Consider the following 17,514-nt stretch of genomic DNA (forward strand, 5'->3'; position numbering starts at 1 on the left):
GCTATTCGTTTGTAGAGACTGCCGTCCGCCGAGAAGTGCCATTTATCGAGCAATATCAAAACTTTTTGATATTGACCTTGCGGTGCCTTGCCCCCGTCTCTAGACTGCCAGCCCTATGAACTTACGCGTGCCTTCCATTCGCCATGACGATTGCGACGAGCTGGCGGCCCTCTGCAAGGCCGGCGGCGATCCGCTGCGGCTGAATGTATTGCGCGCGCTGGCCAACGATTCGTTTGGCGTGCTGGAGCTGGCGCAGATTTTCGGCATCGGCCAGTCGGGCATGAGCCATCACCTCAAGGTGCTGGCGCAAGCCGACCTGGTGGCGACACGCCGTGAGGGCAACGCAATTTTTTATCGTCGTGCCCTGCCCCACAGCGAATTGCTCGGCGGCAAGCTGCACGCGGCATTGCTGGAAGAAGTCGACAATCTGGATCTGCCCGATGAAGTGCAAGCACGCATCGAGCAGGTTCATGGTCAGCGTGCCGCCGCCAGCCGGGATTTTTTCGCCCGGGTCGCGGAGAAATTCCGTGCCCAACAAGATTTGATCGCAGGCCTGCCGCAGTACCGTGACAGCGTGCTGGCCCTGCTCGACAAACTGAACTTCGATGGTGCAGCCACGGCCATTGAAGTCGGCCCCGGCGATGGTGCTTTTCTGCCGGAACTGGCCCGTCGTTTCGGCACCGTAACCGCGCTGGACAACAGCCCGGCGATGCTCGAACTGGCGCGTCAGGTGTGTGAACGTGAACAGCTGGCTAACGTCAGCCTGCAATTGGCCGATGCATTGAACGGCACAAGCCTTCAAGCCGATTGCGTGGTGTTGAACATGGTCCTGCACCATTTCGCCGCCCCGGCCGATGCGCTCAGGCACATGGCCGACTTGCTGCAACCGGGCGGTAGCCTGCTCGTGACAGAGTTATGTAGCCACAACCAGAGTTGGGCCAGGGAGGCCTGCGGTGATCTCTGGTTGGGGTTTGAACAGGACGATCTGGCCCGTTGGGCCACCGCTGCGGGACTCGTTCCCGGGGAAAGCCTCTATGTAGGCTTACGTAATGGTTTCCAGATCCAGGTTCGCCACTTTCAGCGACCGGCTGGCGACACTCACCATCGGTAAATTCAGGAAAACATCGAGATGAGCGAATACTCCCTCTTCACCTCCGAGTCCGTGTCTGAAGGACATCCGGACAAAATCGCCGACCAGATTTCCGATGCGGTGCTGGACGCCATTATTGCCCAGGACAAACACGCTCGCGTGGCCGTGGAAACCCTGGTCAAGACCGGCGTGGCCATCGTTGCCGGTGAAGTGACCACCAGCGCCTGGGTCGACCTGGAGCAGATCGTTCGTGACGTGATTTGCGACATCGGCTACACCAGCTCCGAAGTCGGCTTCGACGGCGCGACCTGCGGCGTGATGAACATCATCGGCAAGCAGTCCCCTGACATCAACCAGGGCGTTGACCGCGCCAAGCCTGAAGATCAGGGCGCCGGCGACCAGGGCCTGATGTTCGGCTACGCCAGCAACGAAACCGACGTGCTGATGCCAGCTCCGATCACCTTCTCGCACCAGCTGGTGCAGCGTCAGGCTGAAGCACGCAAGTCGGGCCTGCTGCCTTGGCTGCGTCCGGACGCCAAGTCGCAAGTGACCTGCCGTTACGAAGGCGGCAAGGTTGTCGGCATCGACGCTGTTGTCCTGTCGACCCAGCACAACCCGGAAGTGTCGTACAAAGACCTGCGCGAAGGCGTGATGGAGCTGATCGTCAAGCACGTACTGCCTGCCGAACTGCTGAGCAAGGACACCCAGTTCCACATCAACCCGACCGGCCAGTTCATCATTGGCGGCCCGGTAGGTGACTGCGGTCTGACCGGCCGCAAGATCATCGTCGACAGCTACGGCGGCATGGCCCGTCACGGCGGCGGCGCATTCTCCGGCAAGGATCCATCGAAGGTTGACCGTTCGGCTGCCTACGCTGGCCGTTACGTGGCCAAGAACATCGTTGCGGCCGGCCTGGCCGAGCGTTGCGAGATCCAGGTTTCCTACGCGATCGGTGTGGCCCAGCCTACGTCGATCTCGCTGAACACCTTCGGCACCGGCAAGATCAGCGATGACAAGATCATCAAACTGGTGCGTGAAGTGTTCGACCTGCGTCCCTACGCAATCACCACCATGCTCGACCTGCTGCACCCGATGTACCAGGAAACCGCAGCCTACGGCCACTTCGGTCGTGCGCCGCAGACCAAGACCGTTGGCGAAGACAGCTTCACCACGTTCACCTGGGAAAAAACCGACCGCGCCGACGCCCTGCGTTCTGCCGCTGGCCTGTAATACCCTGGCTGCATGATAGCCCCGCACGGTTCGCGCCGTGCGGGGCTTTTTCATGCCTGACAGATTTTTGAGATCCCTGCGGGAGCGAGCCTGCTCGCGAAGGCGCCCGCCCCGGCAACACCAATTCCCCTGCCCCGAAACAGTTCGCAAAAAAGCCGCGCAACGTTCTTCAGATCCTCACCTACCCTTCAAGCATCACCCCCCGAGCAAGGACGCTCACAATGCTCTTCACACTGCGCCTGTTGCTGGCCTTCCTGCTGGCACTCATCACCCTCGTCAGCCAAGCCAACTGCCCGAACTGGGATCTTTCCCAAGCCCAACGCGAAATCACCGCCCTGCAAAACCGGATCGACCAATGGGACGACGCCTATCACCGCGAAGGCCGTTCATTGATCAGCGACGAACTCTACGACCAGTCCCAGCTGCGGCTGAAAGAATGGCAAGCCTGTTTCAACCAACCCTCATCCCCGCAGCCGTTGCGCACAGCTTCCGGCACGGTCATCCACCCCATCGCCCATACCGGTCTGGACAAGCTGCACAAAGCCGAAGACGTCGCCCACTGGTTGCGCAATCGCCAGAACGTCTGGGTGCAGCCCAAGGTCGACGGCGTGGCTGTCACGCTGATCTACCGCCAGGGAATATTGCAGCAGGCGATTAGTCGCGGTGACGGGGTCAACGGCCAGGACTGGACCGCCTCCGCGCGCAGGATCGCAGCCATTCCGCAACGTTTGAGGCAGCCACAGGATCTGCTGGTACAGGGCGAACTCTATTGGCGCCTGAACGCCCATGTTCAATCACAGTCCGGCAGCGTCAATGCCCGCGCCACCATCGCCGGGCTGATGGGACGTAAAACACTCGATGTTGAACAGGCCGCCGGGATCGGCCTGTTTGTCTGGGACTGGCCGCAAGGTCCTGTGCGGCTGCCGGAGAGATTGTCCGAACTCCAGGCATTGGGGTTCGCTGCAACCGAGCCCTTTACACAGCCCGTCAACCGATTCGAAGATGCGCAAAAATGGCGCGAGCACTGGTATCGCTCGCCCCTGCCCTTTGCCAGCGACGGCGTGGTGCTGCGTCAGAGCCAACGGCCACCCGCCGAACGCTGGCAGGCTCGCGCGCCGTATTGGGCGGTCGCCTGGAAATACCCTTTCGCCCAGGCGTTGGCCGAAGTGCGCAAGGTCAACTTCAAAATCGGCCGCACCGGGCGAATCACTCCAGTGCTGGAACTACTGCCGGTCAGACTCGATGACCGCGAGATCAAACGGGTCAGCGTCAGCTCGCTCAAGCGCTGGCAAACCCTCGACATCCGTCCCGGCGATCAGGTGGCAATCAGTCTGGCCGGGCTGACCATTCCGCGCCTGGACAGTGTCGTGCTGCGCACCAGCGAACGGGCAGACATCAACATCCCCGATGCCGGCGACTACCACGCCCTAAGCTGCTGGCAGCCGACGCCGGGGTGTGAAAGCCAGTTTCTCGCGCGTCTGACCTGGCTCAGTGGCAAGCAGGGCCTGGCCATGCAGCATGTCGGGCGTGGCACCTGGGAGAAACTTTTGGAAACAGGCCGTCTGAAACACCTGCTGGATTGGCTGACCCTCGATGCGTCAGAGCTTGCTAACATTGCCGGCCTCGGCGAGCGCAGCAGCGCACGTCTGATCCAGAGTTTTGAGGGCGCGCGGCAACAGCCGTTCGCTCGATGGTTGAAAGCGCTGGGCATGCCGCCGACCGGACAGGCACAACTGGACGATTCGTGGCAGGCCCTGGCACAACGCGACACTGAACAATGGCAGGCAGAAGCCGGCATCGGCCCGGGACGCGCGGCGCAACTGAGCGCATTCTTTCGCGACCCGCAGGTACTGGCTTTGAGTGAAACCCTGAAAGCCGCCGGAATCGACGGCTTCTGAACCTGCAATCCCCGCCCGGCGGGAACCCAACGGCCGGCCAGACGCTCCAACAGCGCAGTGCCCTCCCACCCCGATTGCCTTTGCACATGGAGCTTTTATGAAATTTCTCGCACCGCTCGCCCTGCTTACTCTTTGCGGCGTCATGGCCGCTCCGGTCATGGCCGAAGAAGACGGCCCGGGCCTGACCGGTTGCGCTGCCAAGAAGCAGGGCATCATCAATCAGATCGAACAGGCCAAGTCGCGCGGCAACATGGAGCAGCAGGCAGGCCTGGAAACCGCACTGCGTGAAGTCAATGAACACTGCACCGACGCCGGGCTGAAAAAAGAACGTGAGAACAAAGTGCTTGAGGCCAAGCATGAGGTGAGCCAGCGTCAGGCGGACCTCGACAAGGCCATGAAGAAGGGCGATCCGGAGAAGATCAACAAGCGCAAGGAAAAGCTCGCCGAGTCGCGCAAGGAACTGCAGGAAGCGCTGGACGAGATCGATAAGTAACCGAAGCCCTTTGGGGAGGGGATTTATCCCCGTCCGACGGCGAAGCGGTCGCAAATTCGGCTGGTCGGGTCCGACTGAAAAAACTCGGCTGTATGGTTTTGGGGCTGCTTCGCAGCCCATCGGGGATAAATCCCCTCGCCACAAGGTACTCAGCAGCTTCAGGAATCAATGATCGCGAAACTCTTTATGGCAAGCACTGCAGGCATCTTCAACTTTCTGCACTGCCGGCCCAAGATTGCTGGCCTTGTACGGCTGAACCTGACTGGCGACCACCAATTCACCGGTGGCTGTCTCGAGGGCGCGGGCCAGTTCCTGAAAACGCGCCTGTTTCTGCCAGACATCATCTTTGGCGCTGGTGTGATCTTCCTCGCGCACCTGCGGGAAATGCTTCCACGGCTCATGGGCCAACGCATCAAGTCTGACTGCGCCCTCGGCAAATTTCGGCCCGTCGAAGGCAATGCGCCCGCGCAACATGCCGCCGAGGTCTTCGCTGGTCTTGAGCATCTGCTTGAAGATCGCCTTGCGCTGGCCCAGCGGCGAATTCGGGTCGACACCGCCACAGGCGGACAAGGTCAGGCAGGCCAGCAATACAACAGCAATGGGTTTCAGAGTCATGGTGGCTTCAGGTCGCGGAAATCGGCGGCCAGTATCCTCGGCTCACCGCCAAACACCAATAGCCCTATTAAAAATACGGGTTGGTCGAGCGCATGGAGCACTCGGCCAACCGGCACAGGAATCACTCCATGAACAGCCGCTTCACGGCCTGGCGTCACCCGCTTATCGTCACCCTTCCACTGCTCGCCATCCTCGCCGGTTGCACAGGCGGCGACAGCGCCAAACCAAAAACCCATGCGCTGGCCACCTATTCCAGCGCGACCTGGGAAGCGTTGCCAGCGGTTTCCGATAGCGATCTGGTCGCCGGTTTCGGTTCCTGGCGCAGCGCCTGCACACGACTCAAAGCCGACGCGGTGTGGGGCCCGACCTGCGCTGCGGCGGTGAATGTGCCGCAAAGCGCCGCCGAGATTCGTGCATTTCTCAAGCAGAATCTCGATGTCTACGGCCTGCGCGCCGAGAATGACAACCCCAATGGTCTGATCACCGGCTACTACGAACCGGTGTACCCCGGCAGCCTGACGCCCACCGCAACGGCGAACGTGCCAGTGTATGGCGTGCCGGAAGACATGATCATCGTCTCGCTCGACAGCATCTACCCGGAATTGAAAGGCAAGCGCCTGCGCGGCCGCCTCGAAGGTCGCGTGCTCAAGCCTTACGACGACGCGGCGACCATCGAATCCAAAGGCGTGAAAGCGCCAGTGGTCGCCTATCTGACTGACCCGATGAATCTGCAATTTCTACAGATCCAGGGCTCGGGCCGGATCCAGACCGAGGACGGCAAACAGTTGCGCATCGCCTACGCCGATCAGAACGGCCACCCGTACCGGCCGATCGGTCGCTGGCTGGTCGAGCAAGGCGAGCTGAAGAAAGAAGACGTGACCATGAGCGCGATCAGCAACTGGGCCAAGGCCAACCCCACGCGCATTCCGGAACTGCTCGCCAGCAACCCCAGCTACGTGTTCTTCACCCGCAACCCGGACAGCAACGAAGGCCCACGCGGCTCGCTGAACGTGCCGCTGACCGCCGGCTACAGCGCGGCGGTGGATCGCAAGGTGATTCCGTTGGGCAGTCTGTTATGGCTGTCGACCACCAAACCGGATGGCACCCCACTGGTGCGCCCGGTCGCGGCGCAGGATACCGGCGGCGCGATTGCCGGTGAGGTGCGCGCGGATCTGTTCTGGGGCACGGGTGATGCGGCCGGGCAACTGGCCGGGGACATGAAGCAGCAGGGGCAGATCTGGATGCTCTGGCCTAAAGGACAAGAGTTGCCGCAAGTGCCACAGGTGGCTGACAAACCCTAAAGGCAAAAGATCGCAGCCTTCGGCAGCTCCTACAGGAGTATGCATTCCTCTGAGCTGCCGCAGGCTGCGATCTTTTGACCTTGCTTTTAAATGGACACAAAGAAAAACGAAGCAATCAGCCCCATCCCGATAAACCACACCACCGAACGCAGTGCAGCCCAGTCAGCCAGGTAGCAGATGATGTACAGCAGGCGACTGGTGATAAACAGCACGGCCAGCACATTGACCGTCACCAGCTGCGCAGTGCCGACCAGGTGCGCAACGATCACCGCAGCGGCAAACGCAGGCGTTACTTCAAAGCTGTTCAGTTGCGCGGCGTGGGCGCGACGGGCGACGCCATCGACGCTGTCGAGAAAGTCCCGTGGATCATAATTGTCTTTGAGGCGGAAACCGCCGGTGGCCTTCGCCACGATCGTGCACACGTACGGCAGGAAAATCGCGATCAACACACACCACAGAGCCACTGTCATAACGTCGTCCTTTTTTCGATTGGAGAAATTGGCGAGCGATCAGAAATTCATCACCAGCATGCCGATCAGCACCTGCCCACAGGCTAAGAGCCGCGCCCGGCAGAAAGGTTCTTTCAGCTGGATATAACACGGCACTTCCAGCGCGCCGTCGATTAGTCAGATTATTGATTCGCCATGTGTCAGCAGCTGTTTATACTGCAACCACCGCGCCGTACTCAGCTGCACACCAAAAAATTCCAATAAAAGCTGCCTGCTCCGCTTTCTTCGAAAACGGTCGCTGGCACGCGTATGCCTGATCAAAGCGTCAAGACTACCGACAGAGACCTTGCGCATGCCCCTCGCTTTGCTTGCACTCGCCGTTGCCGCGTTCGGCATCGGCACTACCGAATTCGTCATCATGGGCCTGCTGCCCGACGTCGCCCGCGATCTGGCGGTGAGCATTCCTCACGCCGGACTGCTGATCACCGGTTACGCCCTGGGCGTGGTGTTCGGCGCACCGATCCTGGCGATCGGCACCGCCAATATGCCGCGCAAAGCGACACTGCTGGGCATGACGCTGATGTTCATCCTCGGCAACGTGCTCTGCGCGCTCGCGCCGAACTACGCGACGCTGATGGCGGCGCGCGTGGTCACAGCGCTGTGTCATGGCGCGTTTTTCGGCATTGGCTCGGTGGTTGCCGCCGGCCTGGTGGCGCCGAACAAACGCGCGCAGGCGATTGCCATGATGTTCACCGGCCTGACCCTGGCCAACGTGCTCGGCGTGCCACTCGGCACAGCGCTTGGCCAATACGCTGGCTGGCGCTCGACCTTCTGGGCGGTGTCGGTGATCGGCATTGTTGCGGCGCTGGCGCAGTGGTTGTGGCTGCCAAAACACATCGCAATGGACAAAGCCAACCTCGCCAGCGAATTCAAAGTGCTGGGCAAGGCCAACGTGCTGCTGGCGCTGGGTATGAGCGTGCTGGCCTCGACCAGCCTGTTCAGCGTGTTCACGTATATCGCACCGATCCTGCAAGACATCACTGGCGTCAGCCCCCACGGCGTGACGGTGATGCTGCTGTTGTTCGGCGTCGGCCTGACAGCGGGCAGCATGCTCGGCGGGCGCCTGGCCGACAGCCGCTTACTGCCGTCACTGGTCGGTGTAGCGCTGGCGGTCGTGGTGATTCTCGCGGCGTTCAGCCAGACCAGCCGCGCGGTGATTCCGGCGGCGATTACCCTGGTGCTGTGGGGAATTTTCGCCTTTGCGCTGTGCCCGATTCTGCAGCTGTTGATCATCGATCAGGCGCACGAAGCGCCGAATCTGGGTTCGACGCTGAACCAGAGCGCGTTCAACCTTGGCAATGCCGCAGGCGCCTGGATCGGTGGACTGGTGGTTGCCAGCGGCGCGGATCTGGCGGACCTGCCATGGACCGGGGCGCTGGTTGGCGTGCTGACGGTGCTGACGGCGCTGTTGTTCATTTACCTGCAACGTCGGCGGGCGAGTGCGGTCAATGTGTCTGGCTGAGACCTCTGCGACTGACTACCTGTGGCGAGGGGATTTATCCCCGTTGGGCTGCGCAGCAGCCCCAAAAACCTTCAATCGGGTTTTGTCAGGAATAATCGATAAACCGGATTGCGACGGCTTCGCCGCCGAGCGGGGATAAATCCCCTCGCCACAATGAACTGTGGTGTGTCCCGTGTCGCTGTTTGCCCATCAAACCCCTGCGTCCAACCTCCGGTCGCGCTCCATTCACCCTTCATCCAAAGGACCCCGGATGCTTGAACTCGTCGCCGCTTTCATCTGCCTCACCACCCTCCTGACCTTCGTCAATTTCCGCTTTATCGGCCTGCCGCCGACCATCGGCGTGATGGTTACCGCCCTGCTGTTCTCATTGCTCCTGCAAGGCCTCAGCGTCCTCGGCTTTCCCGGCCTCGAAGACCGCGTGCAGCAACTGATCGGCCAGATCGATTTCGGCGATCTGCTGATGAACTGGATGCTCTCGTTCCTGCTGTTCGCCGGCGCCCTGCACGTCAACCTCAATGACTTGCGCAGCTACCGCTGGCCGATCGGCCTGCTGGCCACCTTCGGCGTGTTGATCGCCACCGTGGTGATCGGCAGCCTGGCCTTCTACATTTTTGCCCTGTTCGGCTGGCACGTGAGTTTCCTCTACTGCCTGTTGTTCGGCGCGCTGATCTCACCGACCGACCCGATTGCGGTACTCGGCGTGTTGCGTACCGCCAACGCTTCGAAACCACTGAAAACCACCATCGTCGGCGAATCACTGTTCAACGACGGCACGGCGGTGGTGGTCTTCACCGTGCTGCTGGGCATCGCGCAACTGGGCGAAACCCCGACCGTCAGCGCCACGGCCATGCTCTTCGTCCATGAGGCCATTGGCGGTGTGTTGTTCGGCGGGCTGATCGGTTATCTGGTCTATCGGATGATCAAAAGCGTCGAGCAGCACCAGATTACCGTGATGCTGACGCTGGCCCTGGTGATCGGCGGCTCGGCGATGTCCACCGAACTGCACGTCTCGGCGCCGATTGCGATGGTGGTGGCCGGTCTGATCATCGGCAACCTGGGGCGCAATCTGGCAATGAACGACATGACCCGGCGCTATCTGGACGGTTTCTGGGAGTTGCTCGATGACATGCTCAACGCGCTGCTGTTTGCGCTGATCGGCATGGAGCTGTTGCTGCTGCCGTTCAACTGGCTGCACATGGCCGCCGCAGGCCTGCTGGCGGTGGCGATTCTGCTGTCGCGCCTGCTCACCGTGGCGCCGGCGATCCTGCTGCTGCGGCGCTGGCGCTCAGTGCCGGCCGGCACCATCCGCATCCTCACCTGGGGCGGTTTGCGCGGTGGTGTGTCGGTGGCCCTGGCGCTGGCCCTGCCGCTGGGCCCGGAACGCGACCTGCTGCTGAGCATCACCTACATCGTCGTGCTGTCGTCGATCCTGCTGCAGGGCCTGACCATCGGCAAACTGGTCAAGCACGCGACGCGTAATGAGCCGGCCAGCGTGGCTGAGCCAGCCCACCACTGATCATTTCTTGATCGACTGCGGATCGGGCTTAACAGCCTGATCCGCAGATTCCTTCGGCGCACCGCTTTCACTGCGAATCTGCGCATGGCTGATCAGCGCGAAGATGAAGCTGCCGCCAATGATGTTCCCCGCCAGCGTAGGTCCGGCGAACACCGCCCAGAAATCACTCCACGGCAACTCGCCAGCAAACACCAGATACGACACTTCCGCCGATCCGACAACGATATGGGTGAAGTCGCCCAGCGCCATGAAGTAGGTGATGAGGATGATGATCCACATCTTCGCGCTCTCCATGGACGGGATCATCCAGACCATGGTGGCGATCATCCAGCCGGAGACGATGCCCTTGGCGAACATCTGACTGGCGCTATGCTCCATGACCTTGCGGCCGATTTCGAGGAAGGCGACGTCGGTCTTGCTGTCGAAAATCGGCAGTTCCAGCATCACGTACGCCACCAGAATCGTCCCGCAGAGGTTGCCGACCAATACCACTGTCCACAGACGGATCAGGCGCAGGAAATTCTTCAGCGTCGGCCTGGTCATCACCGGCAGCACGGCGGTCAGGGTGTTTTCGGTGAACAGTTGCTGGCGCGCGAGGATGACCGCGAGGAAACCGGCGCAGTAGCCGAAACTGGCGATCACCTTGAATTCGTCGCCGTCGGGCAGGCGCGAATTGAGCAATCCCATGCCCATCAGCGACAGGCCCATGGTCAACCCTGCCGCCAGCGCCGACCACCACAGCGCGGCAATGCTGCGCTCCAGTTCCTGATCGCCCTGGGTGCGGATGATTTCATGCAGAACGGCCGCGCGCGGCGGCTGGCTCTTCTCGACTTCGTGCTGTTCCTTGGCCGAGAGGTCGGGGGTCTTGTCGCTGGTGGGGGTGGTCATGGCGTGGCAACCGGTGGGGGGCGATGTAGCTACGACCGTTGCGCTTCATGGCTGTTCAGTGGCCAGGCGAATCTCCGCTGAATTGGCAACCGCTTTCGCGAGCAGGCTCGCTCCCACAAGGATCACGCTGTACCTGTGGGAGCGAGCCTGCTCGCGAAGAATGCGCCGCCGATCTTATTGAACGGCTTCGTCATCCTTGAACTGGTCTTTCACATATTTGATCTCGGTCCGCCCGTGCGGCGCCGGCAGGCCGTCTTCGCCGAGGTTGACGAACACCATCTTCTCGACGGTCAGGATGCTCTTGCGGGTGATCTTGTTGCGCACTTCGCAGGTCAGGGTGATCGAGGTGCGGCCGAATTCGGTGGCGGTGATGCCCAGTTCGATGATGTCGCCCTGGCGAGAGGCGCTGACGAAGTTGATTTCCGAGATGTACTTGGTCACCACACGCTGGTTGCCCAGTTGCACGATGGCGTAGATCGCCGCTTCTTCATCGATCCAGCGCAGCAGGCTGCCGCCGAACAGGGTGCCGTTGGGGTTGAGGTCTTCGGGTTTAACCCATTTGCGGGTGTGGAAATTCATGGGGGGCTCCTGGGTCGAGGCGTTTGAGCGTTAGGGGTATTGGCCCCCAGCTTCAAGTTTTCAGCTACAAGCTGCAAGTAAAAGCGGATTGGCTTTTACTTGCCGCTTGTAGCTTGCCGCTTGCCACTAGCCGGGCGAAGACCGCTATAATCGCCACCGATTCAGAACGGCTATGCCGTTTTCCCGCCACCTGTCCGAGGGGCGCTGCAGCAGGTTCGACCTGTCAGGCTCGGATGGGGCGTTGACCGGCCTGCGCCGGACACTAAACGCACAACGGCGCCCATTCGCATACATTACGAATGGAGGCTCTTCATGAGCGCTGTCAACACGCCTGCCGATTTTACCGATTACAAAGTTGCCGACATGTCCCTGGCTGCCTGGGGCCGTCGCGAAACCATCATCGCCGAATCGGAAATGCCTGCCCTGATGGGTCTGCGCCGCAAATACGCTGCCGAGCAGCCGCTCAAGGGCGCAAAAATCCTCGGCTGCATCCACATGACCATTCAGACTGCCGTGCTGATCGAAACCCTGGTTGCCCTGGGTGCCGAAGTGCGCTGGTCGTCCTGCAACATTTTCTCCACTCAGGATCAGGCCGCTGCCGCTATCGCTGCCGCCGGTATCCCGGTGTTCGCCTGGAAAGGCGAAACTGAAGAAGAGTACGAGTGGTGCCTGGAGCAGACCATCCTCAAGGATGGCCAGCCATGGGACGCCAACATGATCCTCGACGACGGCGGCGACCTGACCGAGCTGCTGCACAAGAAATACCCGCAAGTGCTCGATCGCGTTCACGGCGTGACCGAAGAAACCACCACTGGCGTACACCGTCTGCTGGACATGCTGGCCAAGGGCGAGCTGAAGATTCCGGCGATCAACGTCAACGACTCGGTGACCAAGTCCAAGAACGACAACAAGTACGGCTGCCGTCACAGCCTGAACGATGCGATCAAGCGCGGCACCGACCACCTGCTGTCCGGCAAGCAAGCGCTGGTCATCGGTTACGGTGACGTGGGCAAGGGCTCGGCCCAGTCCCTGCGTCAGGAAGGCATGATCGTTAAAGTCTCCGAAGTTGACCCGATCTGCGCCATGCAAGCGTGCATGGACGGTTTCGAACTGGTGTCGCCATTCATCGACGGTATCAACGACGGTTCCGAAGCGAGCATCGACAAAGCGCTGCTGGGCAAGATCGACCTGATCGTGACCACCACCGGTAACGTCAATGTTTGCGACGCGAACATGCTCAAAGCCCTGAAGAAGCGCGCCGTTGTCTGCAACATCGGTCACTTCGACAACGAAATCGACACCGCTTTCATGCGCAAGAACTGGGCATGGGAAGAAGTGAAGCCACAGGTGCACAAGGTTCACCGCACCGGCGCTGGCAGCTTCGATCCACAGAACGACGACTACCTGATCCTGCTGGCCGAAGGCCGCTTGGTGAACCTGGGCAACGCCACCGGTCACCCGAGCCGCATCATGGACGGTTCGTTCGCCAACCAGGTACTGGCACAGATCTTCCTGTTCGGCCAGAAATATGCCGACCTGTCGCCAGCGCAGAAAGCCGAGCGTCTGACCGTTGAAGTGCTGCCGAAGAAACTCGACGAAGAAGTGGCCCTGGAAATGGTCCGTGGTTTCGGCGGCGTGGTCACCCAACTGACCAAGCAACAGGCTGACTACATCGGCGTCACCGTCGAAGGCCCGTTCAAGCCGCACGCCTATCGCTATTAAGAGCAGCTGCGAGCTTCAAGCTGCAAGCGGCAAGTAAAAGCGGTTGGTTTACTTGAGGCTTGTAGCTGTCGCTGGCTTCTTCATCGTTATTACGCAGCCGCTGGCTGCAAGCTTCAGGCACAGGATCCCGGCGCTCCGCCCTCTTGCAGCTTGAAGCTTGCAGCTCGTAGCTGGAGGCCCCCTCCAATGTCCCAAGACCGTCGCTACAGCTTCGAGTTTTTCCCGACCAAGACTGATGCCGGGCAAGAAAAGCTGCTCGCCACTGCCCGTCAGTTGGCCACTTACAACCCTGATTTTTTTTCCTGCACTTACGGCGCTGGCGGTTCGACCCGTGATCGCACGCTCAACACCGTGTTGCAGCTGGAAAGCGAAGTCAAAGTACCCGCCGCTCCGCACCTGTCGTGCGTCGGTGACAGCAAGGACGACCTGCGCGGCCTGCTGAACGAATACAAGGCTGCCGGCATCAAGCGCATCGTTGCCCTGCGCGGCGACCTGCCGTCCGGCATGGGCATGACCAGCGGTGAGCTGCGTCACGCCAATGAACTGGTGGAATTCATTCGTGAAGAAACCGCCGATCATTTCCACATCGAAGTCGCCGCTTACCCGGAGATGCATCCGCAAGCGCGCAACTACGAAGACGATCTCGCCAACTTCGTGCGCAAGGCAAAGGCCGGTGCCGACAGCGCGATCACCCAGTACTTCTTCAACGCCGACAGCTACTTCTACTTCGTCGACCGTTTGCAGGCGCTGGGCGTGGATCTGCCGATCGTGCCGGGGATCATGCCGATCACCAACTACAGCAAACTCGCGCGCTTCTCCGATGCCTGCGGTGCGGAAATCCCGCGCTGGATCCGCAAGCAACTGGAAGCCTACGGCGACGACACGCGAAGCATTCAAAGCTTTGGCGAACAAGTCGTCAGCGAAATGTGCGAACGCCTGCTGCAGGGCGGCGCACCGGGGCTGCACTTCTACTCGATGAACCAGGCCGAACCTAGCCTGGCCATCTGGAATAACCTGAAGTTGCCGCGCTGAAGCAGCTGCAAGTTTCGAGCTGAAAGCTACAAGCTGGATCAAGAGATCGCAGTCCTTGGCAACATCTTTGTTGGGTTGTCAGGGCTGCGATTTTTTTTGTTTGAAGCCGCGAAACAGAGCTTGTGCAGCGGCTTTCTGGCTCTTTCGCGATTCTCGTCGTAATCTCCAGCCATGCCTTTGATCACGCAGTTATTCGCCGTGCTGGTTTTTGCTTGCCTGAGCTTCGCCGCTCGGGGGGAGAAGTTGCGTATTGTCACCGAGCCGTGGGCGCCGTACGTCTACGAACAGCGCGGAAAGAACCTCGGTCTTGACTACGAAACCACCGCCATCGTGTTCCAGCGTCTGGGCATTGAAGTGGAATGGCAGTTCCTGCCGTGGAAGCGCTGCCTGTCGATGCTCGAGACCGGCCAGGCCGACGGTGCCCTGGACATCTTTCACAGCGCCGAACGCGACGCCACCCTGCTCTATCCCAGCGAACCTTTGTCCGACGTCGAATTCGTGATGTTCTACGCCAATCAGCGGCCGCATCCTTTCAACACCCTCGAACAACTCAAAGGCCTGACCATCGGCACCTCGCCGGGTTATCTGTACAGCCCTGACTTCAGCCAGTCGGACCTGTTTACCCGTGAGCCGGCACCAACTCATGAAGCCAATTTCGGCAAACTGGTGCGCGGGCGGATTGACCTGCTGATTACCGATCGCCGCGTCGGTCAGCATTTGCTCGATGAGCTGAATATTCGCGATCTGATCACGGAAAACCCGACGGTTATCAGCCGCCAGAGCCAGTTTCTTGCGGTTCGGCGCAATGCCGGTATGGACTTGCTGGTGCAGCGTTTCGGCGCCGAGCTCAAGCGATTCAAGCGCGAACCAGCCTACGCCGAGCTCAGCGCGCGCTACGGTGCCGCGCCCGTTGATAGCGCGTCACTGCGCTCGGCCACGGCCAGCGGCAAAACCGTTGAGCAGCAGGAAAGCAGCGCGCAGTGATTGCTCTGTTATACTCCGGCGTTCCCGCCAGGCTCACGCCCGGACGCCCGGAACCGTAACAGGCCTCTCGACCCGCTACAGCGCAGCTTCCAGCCCGCGCGAGCGCTCCTGACGTGCCTTCGGAACCGCCGCTGGACCGGACGGGATTGCGTCCTCTTAAACGTGATTCGCGCCAGGCAAGACTCCCATTGGGCCAAGCCCTAACTAAAACAGGATTACTCATGTCCTTTGCTTCCCTCGGTCTCTCCGAGGCTTTAGTCCGTGCCATCGAAGATGCGGGCTATACCGAGCCTACTCCGGTGCAACAGCGGGCCATTCCCGCCGTGTTGCAAGGTCGCGACCTGATGGTGGCGGCTCAGACAGGTACCGGTAAAACCGGCGGTTTCGCCCTCCCGATTCTGGAGCGGTTGTTCCCCAACGGTCACCCGGACAAATCCCAGCGTCACGGCCCGCGCCAACCGCGCGTGCTGGTCCTGACCCCGACCCGCGAACTCGCGGCCCAGGTGCACGAGAGCTTCAAGATCTACGCCCGTGACCTGAAATTCGTCAGCGCCTGCATCTTCGGCGGCGTCGGCATGAACCCGCAGGTCCAGGCCATGTCCCGTGGCGTCGACGTTCTCGTCGCCTGCCCGGGTCGCTTGCTCGACCTCGCCGGCCAGGGCAGCGTCGATCTGTCCCACGTGGAAATTCTCGTTCTCGACGAAGCCGACCGCATGCTCGACATGGGTTTTGTCCACGACGTGAAGAAAGTCCTCGCGCGTCTGCCGGCCAAGCGTCAGAACCTGCTGTTCTCGGCGACCTTCTCCAAAGACATCACCGACCTCGCCGGCAAACTGCTGCACAACCCGGAACGCATCGAAGTGACGCCGCCGAACACCACGGTCGAGCGCATCGAACAACGCGTGTTCCGCCTGCCGGCCAGCCACAAACGTGCGCTGCTGGCGCACCTGATCACCGCCGGCGCGTGGGAACAGGTGCTGGTCTTCACCCGCACCAAGCACGGCGCCAACCGTCTCGCTGAATACCTGGACAAACACGGCCTGCCGGCGGTGGCGATCCACGGTAACAAGAGCCAGAACGCCCGCACCAAGGCCCTGGCCGACTTCAAGGCCGGCGAAGTGCGCATTCTGGTTGCGACCGACATCGCCGCCCGTGGTCTGGACATCGACCAGTTGCCGCATGTGGTCAACTTCGAGCTGCCGAACGTCGATGAAGACTATGTGCACCGTATCGGTCGTACCGGCCGCGCCGGTCGTTCCGGCGAGGCGATCTCCTTGGTCGCGCCAGACGAAGAGAAGCTGCTGAAAAGCATCGAGCGCATGACCAAGCAGAAGATTGCCGACGGCGATCTGATGGGCTTCGACTCCAGCACCATCGAAGCCGAGAAGCCGGAAGCCCGCGAGCGTCCTGACATCCGCAACCCGCGCAATTCTCGTGGCCCACGTGGCGACGGCCCGAATGGCGGCGGCGGTGGCGGCGGTCGCAAGGACAAAGGCAAAGACAAGGGCAAGGAAAAGCCGGCCGGTGAACGTGGCGAGCGCCCTGCCCGTCAGCAGAAACCGCGCGAAGGCACGCCGAGCCGCGAACAGCGCCCGAGCCAGCCACCGCGTGCAGCGGCTGACCGTGCCCCGGACGAGTTCCTCGACGACGATATCGATAACTTCGGTAACCGCGTTGACTACGTGCCGAAGGCCGCTCCTGCCGGCGGCCGTGGCCGTCGTCCGGGCGCACCGGCGCAAGGCGCAGGCGCACCACGCGGTGGTCAGCCTCAGGGACGCCAGAACGGTCCGCGCAACAGCAACGGTTCGAGCACCGGCACGCCACCGGCCAAACGCAGCGGCCCGCGCAATGGCGCACCGCGTGACGGTCAGGGTCGTCGTGACGAATCCGCGCCGCGCAACCGCCGTCCGGCCCGTGACGATCAGCCACGCAGCGAACCGGCCGTGCAGAATCCGCGCAGCAACGGTCCGAAGATCATGCACAAGGAATCGAAAGCCGACCGCTTCCCGACGCCTGAGCAGCTCGATCAACTGCCAAGCCGCCCACGTGGCGAGAAACCAGCCTTGCTGACCCGCAATCGCTGAGTTTCAACCCGCCATGAAAAATGCCCCGACTCGAAAGAGCCGGGGCTTTTTTTTACCTCGATTATCTCTGCCACACCGCAATACCCCTGTGGGGGCGAGCCTGCTCGCGAA

At 61.2% G+C, this 17,514-nt stretch carries 15 protein-coding genes and 1 riboswitch; of the genes, 11 read left to right on the plus strand and 4 right to left on the minus strand.

The window, feature by feature from the left end:
• Positions 1-115 precede the first annotated feature (115 nt).
• The 4 genes from J5M66_RS00795 (at position 116) to J5M66_RS00810 (ending at position 4,711) form a co-directional block, all read left to right on the plus strand.
• Positions 116-1,111 carry a metalloregulator ArsR/SmtB family transcription factor gene (locus J5M66_RS00795; protein WP_024014623.1) on the plus strand — a complete coding sequence of 332 codons (996 nt, stop codon included), beginning with the start codon at positions 116-118 and terminating at the stop codon, positions 1,109-1,111.
• Between the two features lie 18 nt (positions 1,112-1,129).
• Positions 1,130-2,320, plus strand: coding sequence for a methionine adenosyltransferase (gene metK / locus J5M66_RS00800; protein ID WP_024014624.1), 1,191 nt, complete (start codon positions 1,130-1,132; stop codon positions 2,318-2,320).
• A 221-nt stretch (positions 2,321-2,541) separates the two neighbouring features.
• Positions 2,542-4,218, plus strand: a complete 1,677-nt coding sequence (gene ligB / locus J5M66_RS00805) for an NAD-dependent DNA ligase LigB (protein WP_207807504.1) — start codon at positions 2,542-2,544, stop codon at positions 4,216-4,218.
• A 97-nt stretch (positions 4,219-4,315) separates the two neighbouring features.
• Positions 4,316-4,711 (plus strand): DUF1090 domain-containing protein, encoded by a 396-nt coding sequence (locus tag J5M66_RS00810; RefSeq protein WP_016772779.1) that lies wholly within the window; start codon positions 4,316-4,318, stop codon positions 4,709-4,711.
• A 165-nt stretch (positions 4,712-4,876) separates the two neighbouring features.
• On the opposite strand, the gene J5M66_RS00815 is transcribed toward J5M66_RS00810, so the two are convergent.
• Positions 4,877-5,326, minus strand: a complete 450-nt coding sequence (locus tag J5M66_RS00815) for a cytochrome c (protein WP_123443781.1) — start codon at positions 5,324-5,326, stop codon at positions 4,877-4,879.
• 128 nt (positions 5,327-5,454) lie between these two features.
• On the opposite strand from J5M66_RS00815, the gene J5M66_RS00820 reads away from it, so the two are divergent.
• Positions 5,455-6,627 carry an MltA domain-containing protein gene (locus J5M66_RS00820; RefSeq protein ID WP_207807505.1) on the plus strand — a complete coding sequence of 391 codons (1,173 nt, stop codon included), beginning with the start codon at positions 5,455-5,457 and terminating at the stop codon, positions 6,625-6,627.
• Between the two features lie 86 nt (positions 6,628-6,713).
• Here J5M66_RS00820 and J5M66_RS00825 read toward each other — a convergent pair whose 3' ends face one another.
• A complete protein-coding gene (locus tag J5M66_RS00825; protein WP_039757593.1) occupies positions 6,714-7,097 on the minus strand; it encodes an MAPEG family protein in 384 nt (127 codons plus the stop codon).
• Between the two features lie 331 nt (positions 7,098-7,428).
• Between J5M66_RS00825 and J5M66_RS00830 the strand changes: the two genes are divergently transcribed.
• Positions 7,429-8,598, plus strand: coding sequence for an MFS transporter (locus tag J5M66_RS00830; RefSeq protein ID WP_071173880.1), 1,170 nt, complete (start codon positions 7,429-7,431; stop codon positions 8,596-8,598).
• A 250-nt stretch (positions 8,599-8,848) separates the two neighbouring features.
• On the plus strand, positions 8,849-10,114 hold the full coding sequence (locus J5M66_RS00835) for a sodium:proton antiporter (protein WP_024014630.1): 1,266 nt from the start codon (positions 8,849-8,851) through the stop codon (positions 10,112-10,114).
• Here J5M66_RS00835 and J5M66_RS00840 read toward each other — a convergent pair whose 3' ends face one another.
• Positions 10,115-11,002, minus strand: a complete 888-nt coding sequence (locus J5M66_RS00840; RefSeq protein ID WP_016772773.1) for a formate/nitrite transporter family protein — start codon at positions 11,000-11,002, stop codon at positions 10,115-10,117.
• A 174-nt stretch (positions 11,003-11,176) separates the two neighbouring features.
• Positions 11,177-11,581: a hotdog domain-containing protein gene (locus J5M66_RS00845; RefSeq protein ID WP_016772772.1), complete on the minus strand. Its 405-nt coding sequence runs from the start codon at positions 11,579-11,581 to the stop codon at positions 11,177-11,179.
• 190 nt (positions 11,582-11,771) lie between these two features.
• Positions 11,772-11,870: riboswitch (S-adenosyl-L-homocysteine riboswitch) on the plus strand.
• 23 nt (positions 11,871-11,893) lie between these two features.
• Between J5M66_RS00845 and ahcY the strand changes: the two genes are divergently transcribed.
• The 4 genes from ahcY to J5M66_RS00865 all read left to right on the plus strand — a co-directional run bounded on the left by ahcY (position 11,894) and on the right by J5M66_RS00865 (position 17,403).
• Positions 11,894-13,303, plus strand: a complete 1,410-nt coding sequence (gene ahcY, locus J5M66_RS00850) for an adenosylhomocysteinase (RefSeq protein ID WP_016772771.1) — start codon at positions 11,894-11,896, stop codon at positions 13,301-13,303.
• Between the two features lie 186 nt (positions 13,304-13,489).
• Complete coding sequence (metF, locus tag J5M66_RS00855; protein WP_056786871.1) at positions 13,490-14,335, plus strand: methylenetetrahydrofolate reductase [NAD(P)H]; 846 nt, start codon at positions 13,490-13,492, stop codon at positions 14,333-14,335.
• Between the two features lie 171 nt (positions 14,336-14,506).
• Positions 14,507-15,319: a transporter substrate-binding domain-containing protein gene (locus J5M66_RS00860; RefSeq protein ID WP_206421452.1), complete on the plus strand. Its 813-nt coding sequence runs from the start codon at positions 14,507-14,509 to the stop codon at positions 15,317-15,319.
• 221 nt (positions 15,320-15,540) lie between these two features.
• A complete protein-coding gene (locus tag J5M66_RS00865) occupies positions 15,541-17,403 on the plus strand; it encodes a DEAD/DEAH box helicase (RefSeq protein ID WP_016772767.1) in 1,863 nt (620 codons plus the stop codon).
• Positions 17,404-17,514 lie beyond the last annotated feature (111 nt).

Origin of the sequence: Pseudomonas sp. 67(2021), from assembly GCF_017491835.1 — a bacterium.
In the GTDB taxonomy this organism is placed as follows: Bacteria; Pseudomonadota; Gammaproteobacteria; order Pseudomonadales; family Pseudomonadaceae; genus Aquipseudomonas; species Aquipseudomonas atacamensis.